Genomic DNA, 18590 nt, shown 5'->3' with positions numbered 1-18590 from the left:
ACAGCACCGGCGGACTGTCTCGCCGATAGCGCGCCAGCGCGACGGCGAGACTTCACCAGTCGCGCGCCCTCCCTTGGGCCGAAGGCCCACGTAAACGCGATGAAGGGGCGCCTCTCCGCCCCACGTGAGTGGGAAGCGGATCGACGCCCCTTCGGCGCGTTTACGTCAGCGCGCGATTAGACAGCAGCAGCGTGCTTGTCGATCAGCTGGCCGAGGCGGGGAAGGGCCTCCTCGACGTTCTTCTTGCCGTTCGGGCGCAGCTTGCCGTAGACCTTCTTGATGCTGTCGCGGCTGCTCTTGTCGGCGCGCGCGTCGGTGACCGACAGGAGCGCGTCGGCGGCCTCGTCGCCGCGGCCGACCAGGTAGGCACCGAAGTCGTTGCCACCCTTGGCCTTGTAGTCGCCGTAGAACGGCTCGAGGGCACCGGTGAAGTCGTCGAGCAGCGCGTCGACGGCGGAGGGGATGATGCCCGGCTTGATCTTCTTGACGGCCGCGAAGCCGGTCTTCACGACGGCACCCGAAACGCCGCCCTTGTCCGAAACCTCGGCGTCGACGAGACCTTCGAAGTCGCTCACGACCGCCGGGCGACGGGTGGAGTCGAGCAAGATTTCCTTGAGGGTGTCAGCCACGAAACCTGTCCTTTTGTCTTATGGGGAGAAATGATCTTTTGTGCCGCCGAGCCACACCGCAAGGCGGCCTCCGCCGGATCTGGCGTTGCGCTGGGTCCCGCGAACCCTCGCGCGTGCGGCACAGGGTAGTACAAGATCAACTTCACTCTGACGTGTGGATACCACTACCTAGAGCTGCAGCTCACCGATAGCCTCCTTCGCCACCGTACGTGCCTTGACGCTCTGCTTCTGGTTGGTGGTCACGACTACCGCGTTCCCGCCCTTCGCGACGGCGTAAACGGCGCCGTCACCGGACGGCTGGTAGCCGCCTTTCCAGCCCGCCGGTTCGTCGGCCGGGTTGGAGGTGTCGATGGGGGCGGCCTGGTCGACCAGTGCCTTGGCGACGGCGGGTTCTCCGACGTACACGCGCACGGTGAGCTGCAGTTTCCCGCTGAGCGCGTAGAAGAAACAGGTCGGATGCGGCTGGTCGGCCGAGGTCTTGACCTTGGAGACCTTCTGCCCGTTGGCGTCCGAAACGCGGTCGGCGCTGAGGTACGGGCAGGGGCCTTTGCCGGTGGGTTCCGGCGAGGGCGGGATCTGGGGCGCCGGAGTACTCGACGGCGCGGGCGAGCTCGCCGCGGACCGCGGCTGCTCCGTCGGCCCGCAGGCCGCCAAGAGCGGCACGACGAGCGACAAGATCAGAAGACGTCGCATGATGGTCCAGTGAAGCAGAGCGGCGCCCAGTGAAGCAGATCGGATCCTCACGTCGCCGCAACCATCGGCCCTGTTCATGCGACGATGGCGGTGCGTAGCGGTCTTCAGGAGGCATCAGTGCTCAGCAAAGAGCAATACCTGGGTGCGGTGGCGGAACGCATCCAGCGCAGCGGCGGCCGGTTGAACACGGTCCAGATCGGCCCCAGCGCGGCCGTCGTCGGCCTGTTCACCGAATCCGTGATGATGTCGACGATGAACTACTGCGTGGTCGCCGCGGCGATCCCGGAGGTGACCGCTCCCGCGTTGTACGACTTCACCGGCCTGGCGACGCAGCACGCGCGCGCGAACGTGATGGGGACCGTCGGCTGGACGGCGGCTTCGGTGGTCATCGCGGGCCTGATCGGTGACCGGGTGTATCCGGACGCCGCGCAGGCCGCGTCGGCGAAGTCCGGCAACCAGTTCGGCGGTGAGACGCGCATGGTGGCCGTGGACGTTTCGGCCGCGCAGATGTACGCGTTCGTCGGCGGGAAGCTGTGGGGCGCGGCGGTGCAGGGTTCGGTCAACGCGAAGCTGACGTTCTGTTTCCCGCAGCCCGCCGAGGTCTTCCAGCAGGTGCAGTGGGCGCAGTCGCAGGGCCAGCAGCCGCCGATGCCGCCGGGACCGCCGATGCCGCCGCCCGGTCAGCAGCCGCCTCCCGGCTGGCAGCCGCAGCCGCAGTATCCGGTCGGACCGCCGCCCGCGCAGGGTCCGCCGCCCGGCCAGCATCCGCCGCACTATCCGCCGCCCGCGCCCGGTTATCCGCAGCACGGCCAGCGCCCGCCGGGGTACTGACCGGTGACCGAAAAGTTGCGCGGCTGGCCTTCGTTTCCCGAAGAACTGCCGGAGTTCGATCCGGGGAGCACCCCGGGCACGCCCCGTGAGCTGTTCCTGGAGTGGCTGTACGAAGCCGGGGAGCACGTACTGGCGCCGCACGCCGTCACTCTGTCCACAGTGGACGCCGACGGGATTCCGGACGCGCGGGTCGTGATCCTCAAGGCCGTCGACGAGGACACCTGGGCGGTCGCGACGAGTTCCGAAAGCCCGAAAGGCGTTCAGCTGGCGAAGAATCCTCACGCCGCGCTGACCTTCTTCTGGCCGGGACGCGGCCGTCAGGTTCGGCTGCGCGGCCCGGTCTCGCCCGCCGATCCCGAGGTCTCCGCGGCCGATTTCACCGCCCGGCCGCCGGCGTCCCGGATGGAGGCGTTCATCGGCAGGCAGTCCCAGGTGCTCGAAGATCCGGCCGACCTCGACGACGCGGCCGAGGAAGCGCGCCGCTGGGTCGAGGAGAATCCGGGCGTGGCACCGGAAACCTGGACGCGCTATCTGGTGACGCCGTCCGAAGTGGAGTTCTGGCAGGCCAGCCATGACAGGCGGCACCAGCGTCTCCGCTATCGGCGCGAGAACGAACTCTGGGTCAAAGAACGCCTCTGGCCGTAAACGGCAATTGGGAACGACGATCGTCGGGTTGTCGTGGATGATTCACTTCGGCGACGGTGAACGGCACCCAAGTCCCCAGATCGTTCGGAGGCGAAATGTCCACACGCCGTCGCATCGGGGGCGCCTTGGCCGCCACAGGGCTCGCCCTGCTGGCCGTCACGACGCCCGTCGCGAGCGCCCAGACCGGCGACCCGGCGAGAGGGCTGTATTCGGTGGAGGGTGCCTCCACCCCCGACAAACGCACCGCCGTCAACCGCACCGGTGTCGACGTCGCGGGCTCGCGCGGTGACGCGCTGACCGTGGTCGCCACCCCCGGTCAGGCCGCGAGCCTGCGCGCGGAAGGGTTCAGCCTGAAGCCGCTCGGCGACTTCGACAGCATGCTGAAACAACGAAGCGGCCGGGCGGGCACCGCGGCGGTCGCCGGCGACTTCCCGCCGGGCGACGAGGCGTACCACACCTACGCCGAAACAACCGCTGAGCTGCAGAAAGCCGCGAAGGACCACGCCGACATCGCGACGCTGTCCAGTGTCGGCAAGTCCTACGAAGGCCGCGAGCTGAACCTGCTGAAGATCAGCGACAACGCGGGTACGGACGAGAACGAGCCCGAGGTCCTGTTCACCTGCAACCAGCACGCGCGCGAGCACCTCACCACGGAGATGTGCCTGCGGATCGTGCAGCGCTTCACCAGCGGGTACGCGACCGACCCCGCCATCAAGAAGATGGTCGACGAGCACGAGATCTACGTGATCCCGAACGTCAACCCGGACGGCTCCGAGTACGACATCACCGGTGGCGAGTACCAGGGCTGGCGCAAGACGCGGAAGCCGGTGCCGGGCAGCAGCGCCGTCGGCACCGACCCGAACCGCAACTGGGACTACAAGTGGAACTGCTGCGGCGGGTCGAGCAACAGCCCGTCCGCAGAGGACTACCACGGCCCGTCGGCGTTCTCCGAGTCCGAGACCAAGGCCGTCGCGGAGTTCGTGAACTCCCGGGTGGTCGGTGGCGCGCAGCAGATCAAGACGCACATCGACTTCCACACCTTCTCGGAACTCGTGCTCTGGCCGTACGGCTACACGAAGGCCGAGACCGACACCGGCCTCAACGAGGAAGAAGCGAAGCGCTTCGCCGACGTCGGCAAGAAGATGGCCGCCACCAACGGCTACACGCCCGAGCAGTCCAGCGATCTGTACGTCACCGACGGCGACGTCAACGACTGGGCGTGGGGCAAGCACAAGATCCTCAGCTACACCTTCGAGATGTACCCGAAGGACGGCGGGATCGACGGCTTCTACCCGCCCGCTTCGGTGATCCCGGAGCAGACCGCTCGCAACGACAAGGCGGTCGACATCCTGATCAACGAGGCCGGGGCCTGACGCTCAAGCCCTGAGATCGGCCACTCGCGACGCCCGGCTCTTCGGCGAATCCAAGCTGAAGCTCCGGGCGTCGCCCAGCCGGTCGCGGACGAATTCCTGGGTCGCAGCGACCGTGTCACGCAACGCGGCGTCCTCGTCCCCGAACACCTTGTAGACGATCTTGTTCGTCTCGGTGTCGAACTCCCACAAGCCGGCGAAGCGCCCTCGATCGACGATCAGATGGCTCGGCGGATCCGCCTGCCCGCCCAGCGTCTCCCCCGCGCGGCCACCGGGCACCGGCCGCCCGGCGTCGGCGTCGTCGAGCAGCCTCGACATCTCCCGGTGCAGGAGGTGGATGCCGTCGACCCCGGCGAGCAGCGCGTACGACGGTTCCGCCGGCACGGTGAACGCGGCGAACTCGTCCGCGAGGTCCTTGGGCATCAGCAGATCGGTACCGTCGAGAGGCACGAGGTCCAGCTGTGCCACGGCCTTCTTGGCGTTAGCCGCGGTGAACCCGGAGAACCAGCGGAAGTGCTTGAGCGACGCGGGGGCCGCCCACGAGAAGTACCGCCTGGCCAGCTCGGCCTGCGCGGTGTCCATATCGGGCAGTCCGCCGCGCGGGGACGGCGTCCAGCGGACATAGCCGTAGCGCTGCTGGTCCAGCCGTCCGTTGACCGGGACCCGGCGGATTTCGCCGCGGACCTGGAGCAGGCCGAGCGCGAGCGGCAACGTCGTGGTGGTGCCGCGTTTGCGGCCCGCCTCGCCGAGATTGCGCACCGCGGGCCCGGCGGCGTCCTTGATCGCGGCCGGGTCGAGCGGTTCGGCCGACGCGTCGAGCAGGTCGGCGACGGTGACGCACAACTGCTCGATCTCGGCCTGCGTGACGCCGAGGTACTTCTCGGCGGCCGCGAGTTCACCCGCCGGTGCCCCGGCGCCGACGGTCAGGCCGAGTTCGAAATCCACCGACGGAAGGATGTAGGTGCAGCCGCGAGCGGAGGGCAGTTCGTGGATGGCGAGCCGGGCGACGTCCGCGTCGACCGTCTCTCGATCGAGGCGGGCCCTGGCGAACAACCCGAGGTAGGGCGCCGAACCGCCGACCGAACGCATCCAGCCGGTTCGCTCCAGCACGTCGGCCGCCGAAGCCCCGTGCAGCGATCCGTCGAGACCTTGCCGATGTGCCCACCACGCGCGCAGCTTGTCGGTCGCCATGGCTCCCACGGTATGGGCATCACACGTCTTCGCGCAGCCTGGCACGATCGACAGGTGCGCAAGCGGTTCTCGGCAGGGTCCCCGATCGCGTCGACGGTGGTCACCGGCGACGACTTCGACGAGCTCGAGCACACTTTCCAGGCGTTCCTCGCGCCGGACACGGTCAAGCTGCACACCCCCGCGCCCACCGGTTCCTTCGACATTTCCCAGCTCAGCGGTCTGCGCGTCCCCGGGATCGACCCCTGCGGTCTCTCGGTCTACGAGCTGACGCTGGACTCCGACGTCATCCTGCAGGGTGAAGAGACCCCGGACGCGTACACCGTGATCGTGACCCTCGGCGGCCGGAGCCAGGTCAAGATCGACGGCGAGATCATCCCGTCGCGACATGTCGTGACCGGTCCGGAAACGCCGTTCCAGACCAGGTACGACCATCCCGACATCCTGCTGCTCCGGATGGGCAAACAGCTGGTGGCGGACACGATGCGCGAACGGCTGGGCGAAGCGCCGACGTCGGCCCTGCACTTCGATCCGGCGATCGTCGAGACCTCGGGCATGAGCCAATGGCTCACCTTGCTCCACACTTTCGGCGAGACCGCCGCGTCCGGGCTGTTCGACCGGTCGCCGCTGGCCGCCTCCCATTTCGAGAAGCTGCTGCTGCACGGGTTGCTCGACACCCAGCCGCATTCGCGGTCCGGCGAACTCGCCGAAGAACGGCCCCGGCCGAGATCGACGGCGGTCCGCCGCGCGATGACCTACTGCGAGGAGCACGCCGCCGAACCGGTCTCGATCGGCGAGCTGGCGATGGCCGCGCGGATCAGCGTCCGCGCGCTGCAGCAGGCGTTCCGCACCGAAGCCGGGATGACGCCGATGGAGTACCTGCGCCGAGTCCGGCTCGACAACGTGCACCAGGATCTGCTCGCGATCGCGCAGGGGCGCGCCGAAGGCACCGTCACCGACGTCGCGCTGCGATGGGGCTTCACGCATCTCGGCCGGTTTTCCGGTCTTTACCGCGACACCTACGGCAAACTTCCCTCGGAAACGGCACGACTCACGGCCTGAGGGAGACGGATGCTGGTCGAACTGGCCATCGGCGACGCGTACGGAGGCTCGTTCGAGCACGCGTACCCGAGCTTCGTCGCCGAGCACAACACGCTGGCCGGCTATGTACGCCATCCCGGCTATCTCGGCGTCCCGGCCGGTCGCTACACCGACGACACGCAGATGACGATCGCGATCGCCGAATTGCTCGTCTCAGGCCGCCGCTGGACGCCCCTGCTGCTCGCCGAGCAGTTCGTCCGCGCGTACCACCGCGATCCGCACGAGGGTTACGCGCCGCGGTTCCACCACCTGCTGAGCGAAGTCCAGGACGGCGAAGAGCTGCTGCGACGGCTCCAGCCGCAGAGCGACAAGAGCGGGGCGGCGATGCGCGCCGGGCCGATCGGGGTCCTGCCGACCGTCGACGACGTCCTCTACCACGCGAAACTGCAGGCCAGGATCACGCACGACACCCCGGCCGGGATCGCGGCGGCGCAGGCGGCGGCGCTCGCCGTCCACTACTGCCACCACCGGCTCGGCCCGGTGGCCGAGGTCGCGCGATGGATCGACGGCATCCTTCCCGAGGACGTCGGGCACGGCGGCTGGGCGCTGCCGTGGCCGGGCAAGATCGGGCCGCAGGGCTGGATGAGCGTCCGCGCCGCGCTGACCGTGCTCGCCGATGGTGGCGGGCTCGCCCGGATGCTCCACACCTGCGTCGCGTTCACCGGCGACGTCGACACCGCGGCGACCATCGCGCTGGCAGCCGCGTCCCGTTCGCCCGAGGTGGCGCAGGATCTTCCGCCGGTGCTGTGGCGCGACCTGGAGAACGGCGAGTTCGGCCGCGACTACCTCGCGGGACTCGACGAGCGGCTGCTGCACATCTGACGTAGGCGAACTCCACGGAACGCGGACGTGCCCGCGGGCCGGTTTCGGCAGACTGGGCCGGTGAAGTGGCTGATCAGGATCGGAGCGGTGGCCGGATGGCTCGCGGTGAGCGCTTCGCTCATCGTCGGCACGGCGAACCTCGAGCCCGATCACGGGGAACGCCCGATCGACGCGTTCGGGTTCGCCGTCGTCGCGCTCGCCTGTGCCGCACTCGCCGGTGTCCGGCGCCTGCCGGTGGCGACAGCGGGGACGGAAGCGTTTGCGCTCCTGCTCTACCTGGGGTTCGGCTATCCCGACGGTCCGGTGCTGTTCGCCGGTCTCGTGCCGTTGTTCGCACTCGGGACCCTGCGTCCGCGAAGGCTCGCGTACGCCGTCGCGGGCGGCATGGCGGCGATGGTCGTCAGCGCGAACCTGGCCACCGGCGGTGCCGGAGTCATCGATCTGGTCTTCGTCGGCTGGGCGGGCGTAGCGGTCTTCGCGGCCGACGCGCTTCGAGGACGTCGTGAGCGGGCAGCGGCCGCGGAGCAGGCCGAACGCGATCGAGTCCTCGGCGAGCGGCTCAGGATCGCGCAGGATCTGCACGACAGCGTCGGCCACGCGATGGCCGTCATCAACGTCCAGTCGGGTATGGCGCGGCACGTGCTCGACGAGCATCCCGAAGTGGCGAAGGAGGCGCTCGAAGTCGTCCGCGTGGTCAGCGGCACGATCCTGGACGAGCTGAACGCCATGGTGCGGCTGCTGCGTGACTCCGCCCCGCTCCGGCCGTCACCGGGCTTGGCGGATCTTCCCGCGCTGGTCGCTTCGACGAACCAGGCGGGCCTGGCCGTCACGCTGGAACTCGACGCTCCCGGGATCGGGCAGCCGGTCGGCGGCGCGGTGTACCGGATCGTCCAGGAGTCGCTCACGAACGCCGCGAAACACGGGGCGTCCAGTGCCGGCGTGACGGTGAAGGCGAGCGAAGACGGCTTGAGGCTCGACGTGGTCAACGAGGTCCGCACGCCGGGCCCGGACAGTCCCGGTGCCGGGATCATGGGCATGGGTGAACGGGCCCAGGCGACCGGCGGCACGCTGACCGCGCGCCGTGAGGACGGGAGGTTCCGGGTGAGCGCGCGATGGCCGTGATCAGGGTGGTGCTCGCCGACGACCAGGTGCTCGTCCGGTCCGGTTTCGCGGCGTTGCTGCGGGTCGAAGCCGGGATCACCGTGGTGGGTGAGGCGGACGACGGCGACGCGGCGGTGACCGTGGTCGCGGAAACCGTGCCCGACGTGGTGCTGATGGACGTCCGGATGCCCGGTCTCGACGGTATCGAGGCGACCCGCCGGATCGTGGCCGACGAACGGCTGTCCGGCGTCCGCGTCCTCATGTTGACCACCTTCGACCTGGACGAATATGTCTTCGACGCCTTGCGCGCGGGTGCCAGCGGGTTCCTGCTCAAACACACCAAACCCGGGGACCTCATCGAAGCCGTCCGCGTGGTCGCCGCGGGCGACGCGCTCCTCTCGCCGAGCGTGACGCGGCGGCTGATCGCGGAATTCACCGCGCGGCCGTCGCATCCGATGCCCCGGGCGGACGGTTCCGCGTTCACCGAACGGGAGCACGAGGTCGTCCAGCGGGTCGCGCAGGGGATGTCGAACGAAGAGATCGCGCGGGAGTTCGTGATCAGCGCGGCGACGGTCCGGACGCACGTCAGCCGCGCGATGGCCAAGGTGCACGCCCGCGATCGCGCGCAACTGGTGGTCTTCGCCTATCAGAGCGGGATGGTGCGCGCCTGACGTAGCCGTCGATCTCCACACCGTGACGACGACGCGACCCCGGCCCGCGGCCGACGCTGCACTCATGAAATTCACCGCGAAGGCGGCCTTGCTGGCCGCGACCCTTTCCCTGCTGGGCACCACGACGGCCGTCGCCACGGAACGACCGGCCCGCTGCGCCGAACAGCGGTTTTCGGTACAGGTGAACGGCGAACGGCAGACGATCGCGGGCGAGCTCTGCGTCCGCCGCGGGTTCACCGCCCGCACCCCGCTGCAGGTGCTGCTGCACGGCGGCACCTACGACCGCGCGTACTGGGACTGGCCGTTCCAGTCCCGGCGATACTCCTATGTGGACAGTGCGACGCGGGCGGGCTACGCGACGCTGAACCTCGACAGGCTCGGCTACGGCCGCAGCAGCCGCCCGGATCCGGAGACACTCGACTTCGCCACCGGCGGGGAGGCCGTCCACCAGGTCGTCCGGCAGCTGCGGCCGCGGTTCCGCACGATCATCCTCAATGGACATTCGATGGGCGGGCTCGTCGCGGAACGGGCCGCCGAACGGGGCGGGGTCGACGCCGTGATCGTCAGCGGCATCCCGCGCGACAGGCCCGGTGCGCGGGCCAAAGCCGCGTCGCCGTTCTATCCCGCCGAGCTGGACCCGAAGTTCGCCGGGAAACCGTGGGCTCCCGGCTACTTCACGACGCGCCCCGGCTCTCGCGCGCAGACGTTCCACTACCCCGGCACGTACGACCCGGCGATCATTCCCGTCGAAGAGGCACTGAAGGACACGTTGGCGTCAGCCGAACTCCGCTCCGTGGGACCCGACGCCGCGAAGCGATCGGCACCGAAGGTCCCGACGGCGTACGTGCTCGGCGAGCACGACACCCTGGTCTGCGGAAACGGCGACTGCGGCGCCGACAAGATCGTGCGCGGCAGCGGCCACTCGATCAACACCAGCCTCGCCGCGCGGAGCTTCTACCGGTGGACCTTCGACTGGCTCGCATCGAAGGTTAGGGTTGCCTAACCTTTGTCGAACCGGTGAAATGATCACATGAAGTCCTTGACGCCGGTTCGCGAGGCCGCCGACCATTTCGGGCTGGCGATCTCGACCCTGCACTACTGGGAGCGCCGTGGCCTGATCACCGCCTTCCGCCGCTCTGGCCAGCGGTTCTACGACGACGACCAGCTGTACCGCATCGCCCTCATCAAGCATTGGCGCCAGATCGGCAGGCTGGGCCTGAGCAGGATCACCGAGCTGCTCGCCGAGCAGCACCGCTGGCGGGAGGTGGTGGCGGGCCAGCTCGCCGAGATCGAACGGGAGCGTGCGCGGCTCGACACCGCGCACGACTACCTGGTCGAACTCCTCACCTGTCGTCGAGAGGGGAGCCTGGAGGACTGCCCCTGGTTCCGCGACCGGGTCCCGCTGCCCGCCCACGCGGCCGCGAGCTGAGGCCCGGCATCGTCACCGCCGCGACCACGGCCGCGGCCGCGAGGCAGGCGGCGGACGCGAGGAACGCGGCGGTGTAGCCGTGCACCAGCGCCTCGTCCCTCGGTGAGCCGGTCTGCCAGGCCGCGGTCACCGCCGCCGCGAGCGCGGTCAACGCGGCGAGGCCGATCGCGCCGCTGGTCTGCCGGACGGTGTTCAGCAGGCCGGCGGCCAGGCCGTTCTGCCGTTCCGGCACCCCGCTGGTGGCGGCCACGGTGATCGGCGTGAAGGCCGCGGCCGTCCCGAACCCGAAGACCATCCCCGGCAGCAGCACGGAAACGACGTACGAAGCGTGCGCACCGGTCAGCGCGGCGACACCGGCGAAGCCCGCCGCGCCGATCGCGCAGTACAACGCCGTCGCGCGCCGAGGTCCCAGCCGGACCGACAACCCGCCCGCCGTCCGCGCGCCGGCGAACATCGCCACCCCCACCGGCAGGTAGGCCAGCCCGGCCTGCAGCGGCGAGTAACCGTGGACTTCCTGCAGGTACAGCGAAAGCAGGATCGGGCTGGCGAGGAAACCCAGCCCCAGCAGGAAGATCACCACGTTCCCGCTGCGCACCGAACGCAGCCGGAAGATCCCGAGCGCGACCAGCGGTTCGTTCGCCCAGCGATGCTGGTGCACCAGGAAGACGCCGAGCAGGACGAGCCCACCGACCAGCGGAAGCACCCAGCCGTCGGCCGAAGACCGCATCACCGCGTAGACCACACCGACGAGTCCCGCCGTCGACAGCACCGCGCCGACGACGTCCAGCCTGCCGCGAGGACGGCTTCGGTCCCGCAGCGGCAACACCGCTCCGGCGGCGAGCACGGCCACCACACCGATCGGGACACTGACGAAGAACACCCAGCGCCAGCCCGCCCACTGGGTGAGCAACCCGCCGATCACCGGCCCCGCCGCGGCACCGGCCGCGCCCACCGCGCTCCACGTGCCCAGCGCCCGCGCGCGACGGGCGGGTTCGGTGAACATGGTGGTCAGCAGGGACAACGTCACCGGCATCAGCAGCGCGCCGCCGAACCCCTGCACCGTTCTGGCGACCAGCAGTGTTTCCGGCGAACCGGCCAGCCCGGCGGCGAGCCGCGCGACGGTGAACAGGCTCATCCCGAGCACGAACATCCGCCGCACCCCGAATTCGTCGCACAACCGGCCGCCCAGCAACAGGAAACCGGCGAACGCGAGCGTGTACGCGTTCACCACCCAGGCCAGCGCGCCGGACGAGAACCCGAGGCCGAACCGGATCGCGGGCAGGGCGACGGAAACGATCGTCGCGTCCAGGATGACCACGAACGAACCCGCGCAGGCCAGCGCGAGGACGGTGCCTTCACCCGGACGACGCGTCATGACGGCTCTCCGTTCGAGCCCGGTGCGACCCAGCGATCCATCGGCACCGCGTACAGCGATTCCATCGTGGCCAACCAGCGCAGTCGTGCCAGCGCTCGCTTGTCGGACCCGGTCGCCGGGAGTTTCGCCTGAGCCAGCAGCAGATCGATCAGTTCCGCGGTCATCGCGTCACCCGGCGCCCTTCCGCGACGGCGATGAGATCCTTGACCCCCAAGGGAATCCCCTGCACCGGCCCGCGATCCACCCCGAGTCCGTCGGCGACGGCCAACGCGCGCCCCGTCAATTCGACGCTGGTCACTTCTCCACGACGCAACGCCTGCCCGGCTTCGAGCACCAAGCCGCCGTGTTCTCTCCGCACCACAACCCCTCCAGTCCGGCGGCGCCGGTCTGGCGCCGCCGAAACCAGGGTGCAAACTGAAGCGCGGTTGAGTGCAAGCCCGCACTACCAGGAAGGGTTGTACCGCAGGCCTTGCTCGTAGTACTGATCATCGGTTTCCGCCGGTTCGGACTGTTCCGCTGGCCCTGCCGGTTCGGCCGAACGATCCTTGAGCACCACGTTCTCCGTGCCTGCCGGCGTCCGGGGCGGCGCCGGTGAAACCGGTTCCGCGGTCTGCTGGAACGACGGAGTGAACCCGAGCCGCCAGCGAAGCCTGTCGGTGATGTAGCCGGCGTTGCCGATCGGCGCCATCAGTTCCGCGCTGCGCTTCGCGGATCCTTGCTGCGCTTCCTGATAGGTCCGCATCACGGCGTCCGCGATCTCGGCGGGCGAGAGCCGCAACGCGGCTTCACTCACTCTGAGCCGGGTCATCACGCCGTCGGTGTTGACCGAAACGGAAACGGCACCGTCCGGTGAGGACGCGTCCACCGACAGGGTGGCCAGCGCCTCGAGCATCGCTTCCCGGTCGTTGGCCGGTTTTTTGGGCGCCGGTTTGTCAGCCACGATCCTCCGTCACTCGTCCGGGAGCGGGGACAGCTCCATCGGCGGCTGCTGGACCCTGCCGTCGTTCGAGATGTCGACGTTCCTGTCCCGGACCCGCTTTTCCGTTCCCTTGTCCGTGTTCTCCGTTTCGAAGTTGCCGGGATCGAAGGTCTCGCCAGGGCTGACGTCCGGCGGCTCGGGAATGACCGGCAGGTTGTTGATCTCGACGTTGATCTTCGAGATCAGCGACTCCGTCGCGCGGAACATGCCTTCCCGGATGCCGACGACGCCGTCGTGGAAGCTGTTGTAGATGGTTTCGGGGCTGTCCCCGACGATGTCGGCCTGCACGGTGGCCGCGGTGGCGAGTCCGGCACCGGCCGCGGCGCCCGCGACCTGGACTCCGTTCGCGGTGGTGAAGAACGCCGCCGCGGTGAGCCCGCCGGCCGGCGGCACGGCCGCCACGAGCAAAGCGGTGACAGCGGCGGCGAAAGTCGCCGCAAGTGCCTTGGACAAAGCGGATTCGTCTTGCCGTTCCTTGTCGTCGAGGTACTTTTCCGCGGCGGTCAGGAAGGAAGCGGCAAGATTGCTCAGGTCGGCGCGCGCGGTCGCGATGGCGTCCCGCGCGGCCACGATGTCGGCCTCCAGCACGGTGAGTTTGGTGCCGACCCTGGCGTAGGTGTTCACCAAGCCCTGGATGTAGCTCTTGGCGCTCTCGGCCCCTTCGCCGCGCCATTTGAGAAGCAGGACCAGAGACCGGTCGAGCGGTGCTTTCGTGTCCTGGAAAGCATTCCAAAGACCTTCATAGGCCTCGATCATGGTCTGCAGGCTGTTCTCGGCTCCGACGAGCTCCGCGTCGGAGAACTCGAGGAAGAAGTCGCGGACCTGTTCCTTTCGCCCGCCGCTGAGATCCGCGTCCATGCCCAACCAGGGTTGCTGGAAAAGGAAGTCCACCGCCGCGAGGGCCTTTTCGGCCCCCGTGGTGAGGTCGTCGGAGATCCCCTCGAGGAGTTTGGCGTTGCCGTCACTCTCGGAGGCGGTCTCCGCGTCGAGTGCGTTGAAGTATCCGTCCATCCCCGCCGCTACCCCTGTTCCCCGTAAGCCGCGCGGTTCATCCGCTGCTTGTTGTCCTCTTCGACGGATTCGTACAGTTCGGCGACCCGCTGCAGCGCTTGGCTGGCGTCCTGCGTGCTGCGGTGCAGTCGCGCGAGCATCTTCTCGACGGCCTGGCGGTGTTCCTCGTAGGCAGCCGAAACCCCGCGCATGCCCAAGGTCTTCCCGAAGGCGGTGTTCGGCGCGAAGATCCCGGGGAGAAGGCCGCCGGTCACCGGGTCCGGAGCCGGCACGTCCTGCCCTCTCACGCCATCGTGAGTGGCGCTGGCCAAATCGGCCGCCTTCGCCAGTTCCTTGCTCGACGCCCTGAGATCGTCGAGGTCGGTTTCGAAACCGATCATGATTTCACCTCGCTGTCCGGAATTCCATCCCTCATGTAAGCAGCGTTGACTTGGCTGGGCGCCGGGTTCGCGGACATCGTCTTCGTGACGCGGCTCACGTGCGAGAGGGACGGATCGCTCCGTACGACGAAAGGCCAGGCGCGAGGAAATTCCTCGAACCTGGCCTTCGTGGTGTCCACAATGGAGTGGAGCTGAGGGGAATCGAACCCCTGACCCCTGCCTTGCAAAGGCAGTGCTCTACCAATTGAGCTACAGCCCCGGGTCGCAGGCGATCAGGATAGCCGCCTGCGGAAACCTCAGTTGTTGCGGGACGCGTCCGCGGCCTTGGCCGGGGCGCTTCCGTTCGTGGAGACGGCGCCGAGCGGACGCTCGGTCGGCGCGGTGGCCTCACGCCAGAGGTCGGCCTCGGCCTTGGCTGCCTTGTTGCGCTTGATCACGAACAGCACGCCGCCCGCGATGACCGCGAGTGCCAACAGCTTCTTCATCAGAAGCCCCCTCTTTCCGCCGAGTTGCTCCGCTTACCCACCGATGCTACTGCACGCCGCTCCCCGGACGCCTGGCGCCCACGTTCCACGTGGAACCACGCCATGACGAAAGCCCTGCCGGGAAGAGAAGTCCGGCAGGGCTCCAGCGAGGCCGGCGCGCCGCGTTCCCTCCTGCGCTGGGTGAGCCCGGAACGCCGCACACCGACCACTGAGTAGAACGCCGACACGCCCGATACTCTTCCTTTTCGGCGGTGACCTCGCGCACGGGTTTCTTTTTGACCAGTCGCTCCCTGTTCGGGCGAATCTCGCCCGCGCACTCGACGTCAGTCCCCCGGCACGCGCGGGTTCTGGCGGAGGCGATCAGGGCAGCCCTGCCTTCGCTTCGGACGACTCAGCGGCTTAGTCACCCACTTAGTCACTCAGGCAGCAAAAAAGCCGATCCGCGATGATCGCGAACCGGCTTTCGGATGGTGGGCCCACCAGGACTTGAACCTGGGACCTCTTCGTTATCAGCGAAGCGCTCTAACCGCCTGAGCTATGGGCCCGAACGAGGAGAAGATTACAGGACGCCTTTCGGCGTCCTGCAACCGGGTTCACTCTCGTTCGGAAAGGGTCACTTCGAGGCCTCCGGCCAGATCGGCGGAGACGTTGTAGATGAACGCGCTGACCGTGGCCAGCGCCGAGATCAGCACGATGTTGATGGCGCCGAGGATGGCCGCGATCCCGAAGACGCGACCGGCACTGATCAACGGGTCGGCCGGCGCGTCGGCCCCTTCCCCGCCGACGAGCGACGAGTAGGTCCCGTTGAGTTTGTCCCAGACGCCCATGCCGTCGAGGACGGTGTAGAGGACGCCGACGGCGACGAGCCACACGAAGAACAGCGCGACGCCGAGGACGAGGGACAGTTTCAGCACCGACCAGGGGTCGAAGCGTTTGATCTGCAGGCTGGCGCGACGCGGTCCGCGGCCTGGGCGGCGGAGCGCGGTCGGAGCGGCGCGGGTGCGGGAGGCCGACGGGATGGCGGAGGGGGCGGGTTGGTCGCCCTCTCCGCTGTCGCCGAACAGCCTCTTCGCGGCGGTACCGCTGACCCCGTGGTAATCGGTCACGGTCGCCGCGTCCTGCTTCGGTTCCGAGTGGGCCACGTCTTCGGTGGCGACCGAAGAAACCGAGACCGTCTGCTCACTGGCGCCTTCGGCCTCCCCGGCGCTGTCGCGCTGCCAAGGCGGGCTCGACGAACCCGCCTGCGAGCCGCCTGCTTCGGGCTTCTCGGATGGTGTCACGAGGTGTCAGTCCTTACCCAGTACGTGGGGCGTCGCTCACTGCTCCGACGCCGGCGTGTCTTCTTCTCCTTCAGCACTGCCTGCAGTGGCGACGTCTGAGGGCTCGTCCGCGTTGCGTGCGACCGCGAGAAGAGTGGTTCCTTCGTCGAGATTCATCAGCCGCACTCCCTTCGTCTGCCTGCCGGCCTTGCGCACCTGTCCGGCCGAAGTCCGGATCACCCCACCGCTGGAAGTGATGGCGTAAAGCTCGTCTTCGGCGTCGACGATGACCGCGCCCACCAGCCTGCCACGTTTCCGGTCGTACTGAATGGTGAGCACACCCTTGCCGCCGCGGCCTTGGACCGGGTAGTCGTCGGTCGGGGTGCGCTTGGCGTAACCGCCGTCGGTGGCGACGAGGAGGAACCTGTCCGGCTGGACGACGTTGATGCCGAGCAGTTCGTCACCGTCGTTGAACCGCATGCCCAGCACGCCGGAGGTCGCGCGGCCCATCGGGCGCAGTGCCTCGTCGGTGGCGTGGAAGCGGATCGACTGGCCTTCCGCGGACACCAGTAGCAGGTCGTCTTCCGCCGCCGCGAGCACGGCCCCGACCAGTTCGTCGCCTTCGCGGAGGTTGACCGCGATGAGGCCGCCGGCGCGGTTGGAGTCGAAGTCGGTGAGCTTGGTCTTCTTCACCAGGCCTCGCCGGGTCGCGAGCACCAGGTACGGCGAGACCTCGTAGTTCGGGATCTCGATGACCTGGGCGATCTTCTCGTCCGGCTGGAACGCGAGCAGGTTCGCGACGTGCTGGCCGCGCGCGTTGCGGTTGGCCTCGGGCAGGTCGTAGGCCTTGGCCCGGTAGACGCGGCCCTTGTTCGTGAAGAACAGGATCCAGTCGTGGGTCGAGCAGACGAAGAAGTGCTGGACGATGTCGTCCTGCTTGAGCGTCGCGCCCTGGACGCCCTTGCCGCCGCGCTTCTGCGATCGGTACAGATCGGTTTTCGTTCGCTTGGCGTAACCCGTGCGGGTGATGGTGACGACGACGTCCTCGACGGCGATGAGGTCTTCGACCGAAACCTCGCCGTCGAACGGGATGATCTTGGTACGCCGGTCGTCGCCGTACTTGTCGACGATCTCCTGCAGTTCCTCGGCGATGATCGAGCGCTGCCGCTCGGGCTTCTCGAGGATGTCCTTGAGGTCGGCGATCTCGAGTTCGATCTCCGCCAGGGTGTCGACGATCCGCTGCCGCTCCAGTGCCGCGAGACGGCGGAGCTGCATGTCGAGGATCGCGGTCGCCTGGATCTCGTCGACGTCGAGCAGGCTCATCAGGGCGGGCCTGGCCTCTTCGGCCGAGGGCGAGCGCCGGATCAGGGCGATGACCTCGTCGAGCATGTCCAGCGCCTTGACCAGACCGCGCAGGATGTGGGCGCGCTCCTCGGCCTTCCGCAGCCGGAAGCGGGTCCGGCGGACGATGACCTCGATCTGGTGCTTCACGTAGTGCCGGATCATCTGGTCCAGACGCAGCGTGCGGGGCACGCCGTCGACCAGGGCCAGCATGTTGACACCGAAGTTCTGCTGCAGCTGGGTGTGCTTGAACAGGTTGTTCAGCACGACCTTCGCGACCGCGTCGCGTTTGATCGTGACGACGATGCGCATACCGCTGCGGCTGTTGGACTCGTCGGCGATGTCGGAGATGCCGGTGAGCTTGCCGTCGCGGACCAGGTTCGCGATGTTCTCGACCAGGTTGTCCGGGTTGACCTGGAACGGCAGCTCGGACACGACCAGGATCGTGCGGCCCTTGGCGTCTTCTTCGATTTCGACGACCGCGCGCATGCGCACGGAGCCGCGGCCGGTGCGGTACGCGTCTTCGATGCCGGAGGTACCGAGGATCATCGCCTTGGTCGGGAAGTCCGGGCCCTTGACCCGGACCAGCAGCGCGGCGAGGAGTTCGTCGTCGGTCGCCTCGAAGTTCTCCAGCGCCCATTTGACGCCTTCGGCCACCTCACGGAGGTTGTGCGGCGGGATGTTCGTCGCCATCCCGACCGCGATCCCGGAACCACCGTTGACCAGCAGGTTCGGGAACCGCGCCGGCAGGACGTCGGGCTCCTGGGTGCGGCCGTCGTAGTTGTCGGAGAAGTCGACGGTGTCTTCTTCGATGTCCTGCAGCATGTGCATCGCGAGATGCGCGAGCCGGGACTCCGTGTACCGCATGGCCGCAGCGGGGTCGTTACCCGGCGAGCCGAAGTTGCCCTGGCCGTCGATCAGCGGGTACCGCAGCGACCACGGCTGGGCGAGCCGCACCAGCGCGTCGTAGATCGCGGAGTCACCGTGCGGGTGGTAGTTGCCCATCACGTCGCCGACGACGCGGGAGCACTTGTTGTACCCGCGCTCGGGGCGGAAGCCGGAGTCGAACATCGAGTACAGCACGCGGCGGTGCACCGGCTTGAGGCCGTCCCGCACGTCCGGCAGTGCCCGCGACACGATGACGCTCATCGCGTAGTCGATGTAGGAGCGCTGCATCTCCTGCTGGATGTCGACCGGTTCGATCCGGTCGTGGTCCGGAGCAGGCGGCAAGGTTTCCGTCATGAGGTCCTTCTCGTGAGGGCAGTCCTGGTGGGACAGAG

Annotated in this window: 21 protein-coding genes and 2 tRNA genes; 9 read left to right on the top strand and 14 right to left on the bottom strand. The window is 68.4% G+C overall.

Going from position 1 to position 18590, the window contains the following annotated elements; genetic code table 11:
- Window positions 1–176 precede the first annotated feature (176 nt).
- Complete coding sequence (locus BKN51_RS34615; RefSeq protein WP_101611601.1) at window positions 177–629, bottom strand: DUF6918 family protein; 453 nt, start codon at window positions 627–629, stop codon at window positions 177–179.
- 168 nt (window positions 630–797) lie between these two features.
- Window positions 798–1322 (bottom strand): DUF2020 domain-containing protein, encoded by a 525-nt coding sequence (locus BKN51_RS34610; protein WP_101613634.1) that lies wholly within the window; start codon window positions 1320–1322, stop codon window positions 798–800.
- A 117-nt stretch (window positions 1323–1439) separates the two neighbouring features.
- Here BKN51_RS34610 and BKN51_RS34605 point away from each other — a divergent pair, with 117 nt between their 5' ends.
- From BKN51_RS34605 to BKN51_RS34595, 3 genes are all read left to right on the top strand, one after another.
- Window positions 1440–2153 (top strand): hypothetical protein, encoded by a 714-nt coding sequence (locus BKN51_RS34605; RefSeq protein ID WP_101611600.1) that lies wholly within the window; start codon window positions 1440–1442, stop codon window positions 2151–2153.
- Window positions 2154–2156: 3 nt separating this feature from the next.
- On the top strand, window positions 2157–2798 hold the full coding sequence (locus BKN51_RS34600; protein WP_101611599.1) for a pyridoxine/pyridoxamine 5'-phosphate oxidase: 642 nt from the start codon (window positions 2157–2159) through the stop codon (window positions 2796–2798).
- A 95-nt stretch (window positions 2799–2893) separates the two neighbouring features.
- Window positions 2894–4171, top strand: a complete 1278-nt coding sequence (locus BKN51_RS34595) for a M14 family metallopeptidase (protein WP_101611598.1) — start codon at window positions 2894–2896, stop codon at window positions 4169–4171.
- Between the two features lie 3 nt (window positions 4172–4174).
- Here the strand turns inward: BKN51_RS34595 and BKN51_RS34590 are convergent, their stop codons facing one another.
- Window positions 4175–5359, bottom strand: a complete 1185-nt coding sequence (locus BKN51_RS34590) for a DNA glycosylase AlkZ-like family protein (protein ID WP_101611597.1) — start codon at window positions 5357–5359, stop codon at window positions 4175–4177.
- A 54-nt stretch (window positions 5360–5413) separates the two neighbouring features.
- On the opposite strand from BKN51_RS34590, the gene BKN51_RS34585 reads away from it, so the two are divergent.
- From BKN51_RS34585 to BKN51_RS34560, 6 genes are all read left to right on the top strand, one after another.
- Window positions 5414–6418 (top strand): AraC family transcriptional regulator, encoded by a 1005-nt coding sequence (locus BKN51_RS34585; protein ID WP_101611596.1) that lies wholly within the window; start codon window positions 5414–5416, stop codon window positions 6416–6418.
- A 9-nt stretch (window positions 6419–6427) separates the two neighbouring features.
- The gene (locus BKN51_RS34580) at window positions 6428–7279 is read left to right on the top strand and encodes an ADP-ribosylglycohydrolase family protein (protein ID WP_101611595.1); all 852 of its coding nucleotides are present in this window, start codon (window positions 6428–6430) and stop codon (window positions 7277–7279) included.
- Window positions 7280–7339: 60 nt separating this feature from the next.
- On the top strand, window positions 7340–8401 hold the full coding sequence (locus tag BKN51_RS34575) for a sensor histidine kinase (protein WP_101611594.1): 1062 nt from the start codon (window positions 7340–7342) through the stop codon (window positions 8399–8401).
- Window positions 8392–9051 (top strand): response regulator, encoded by a 660-nt coding sequence (locus BKN51_RS34570; RefSeq protein WP_101611593.1) that lies wholly within the window; start codon window positions 8392–8394, stop codon window positions 9049–9051. Before BKN51_RS34575 ends, BKN51_RS34570 begins: the two co-directional genes overlap by 10 nt.
- A gap of 64 nt (window positions 9052–9115) precedes the next feature.
- Window positions 9116–10054, top strand: a complete 939-nt coding sequence (locus BKN51_RS34565; RefSeq protein ID WP_101611592.1) for an alpha/beta hydrolase — start codon at window positions 9116–9118, stop codon at window positions 10052–10054.
- 27 nt (window positions 10055–10081) lie between these two features.
- Window positions 10082–10480 (top strand): helix-turn-helix domain-containing protein, encoded by a 399-nt coding sequence (locus tag BKN51_RS34560; RefSeq protein ID WP_101611591.1) that lies wholly within the window; start codon window positions 10082–10084, stop codon window positions 10478–10480.
- Here BKN51_RS34560 and BKN51_RS34555 read toward each other — a convergent pair.
- From BKN51_RS34555 to gyrA, 11 genes are all read right to left on the bottom strand, one after another.
- Window positions 10395–11855 (bottom strand): MFS transporter, encoded by a 1461-nt coding sequence (locus tag BKN51_RS34555; RefSeq protein WP_101611590.1) that lies wholly within the window; start codon window positions 11853–11855, stop codon window positions 10395–10397. The genes BKN51_RS34560 and BKN51_RS34555 overlap by 86 nt on opposite strands.
- A complete protein-coding gene (locus BKN51_RS43670; RefSeq protein ID WP_168214456.1) occupies window positions 11852–12019 on the bottom strand; it encodes a hypothetical protein in 168 nt (55 codons plus the stop codon). The genes BKN51_RS34555 and BKN51_RS43670 overlap by 4 nt, the downstream gene beginning before the upstream one ends.
- A complete protein-coding gene (locus BKN51_RS34550; protein ID WP_233223054.1) occupies window positions 12016–12213 on the bottom strand; it encodes a hypothetical protein in 198 nt (65 codons plus the stop codon). The genes BKN51_RS43670 and BKN51_RS34550 overlap by 4 nt, the downstream gene beginning before the upstream one ends.
- Before the next feature lie 84 nt (window positions 12214–12297).
- Window positions 12298–12795 carry a YbaB/EbfC family nucleoid-associated protein gene (locus tag BKN51_RS34545; protein WP_233223053.1) on the bottom strand — a complete coding sequence of 166 codons (498 nt, stop codon included), beginning with the start codon at window positions 12793–12795 and terminating at the stop codon, window positions 12298–12300.
- Window positions 12796–12804: 9 nt separating this feature from the next.
- Window positions 12805–13845, bottom strand: a complete 1041-nt coding sequence (locus BKN51_RS34540) for a hypothetical protein (protein WP_101611589.1) — start codon at window positions 13843–13845, stop codon at window positions 12805–12807.
- An 8-nt stretch (window positions 13846–13853) separates the two neighbouring features.
- A complete protein-coding gene (locus BKN51_RS34535) occupies window positions 13854–14225 on the bottom strand; it encodes a hypothetical protein (protein ID WP_101611588.1) in 372 nt (123 codons plus the stop codon).
- A gap of 186 nt (window positions 14226–14411) precedes the next feature.
- Window positions 14412–14484: transfer RNA gene (locus BKN51_RS34530), tRNA-Ala, on the bottom strand.
- Between the two features lie 37 nt (window positions 14485–14521).
- Window positions 14522–14710, bottom strand: a complete 189-nt coding sequence (locus BKN51_RS34525) for a DLW-39 family protein (protein WP_037308710.1) — start codon at window positions 14708–14710, stop codon at window positions 14522–14524.
- A gap of 468 nt (window positions 14711–15178) precedes the next feature.
- Window positions 15179–15255 (bottom strand) — tRNA-Ile (locus BKN51_RS34520).
- Between the two features lie 48 nt (window positions 15256–15303).
- Complete coding sequence (locus BKN51_RS34515) at window positions 15304–15990, bottom strand: DUF3566 domain-containing protein (protein WP_101611587.1); 687 nt, start codon at window positions 15988–15990, stop codon at window positions 15304–15306.
- Window positions 15991–16026: 36 nt separating this feature from the next.
- On the bottom strand, window positions 16027–18552 hold the full coding sequence (gyrA, locus tag BKN51_RS34510; protein WP_101611586.1) for a DNA gyrase subunit A: 2526 nt from the start codon (window positions 18550–18552) through the stop codon (window positions 16027–16029).
- Between the last annotated feature and the right edge of the window lie 38 nt (window positions 18553–18590).

The sequence above is a fragment of the Amycolatopsis sp. BJA-103 genome, assembly GCF_002849735.1.
Taxonomy (GTDB): domain Bacteria; phylum Actinomycetota; class Actinomycetes; order Mycobacteriales; family Pseudonocardiaceae; genus Amycolatopsis.
The sequence above is the reverse complement of the archived record's forward strand: the minus strand, read 5'-3'. Positions and strand labels throughout refer to the sequence as shown.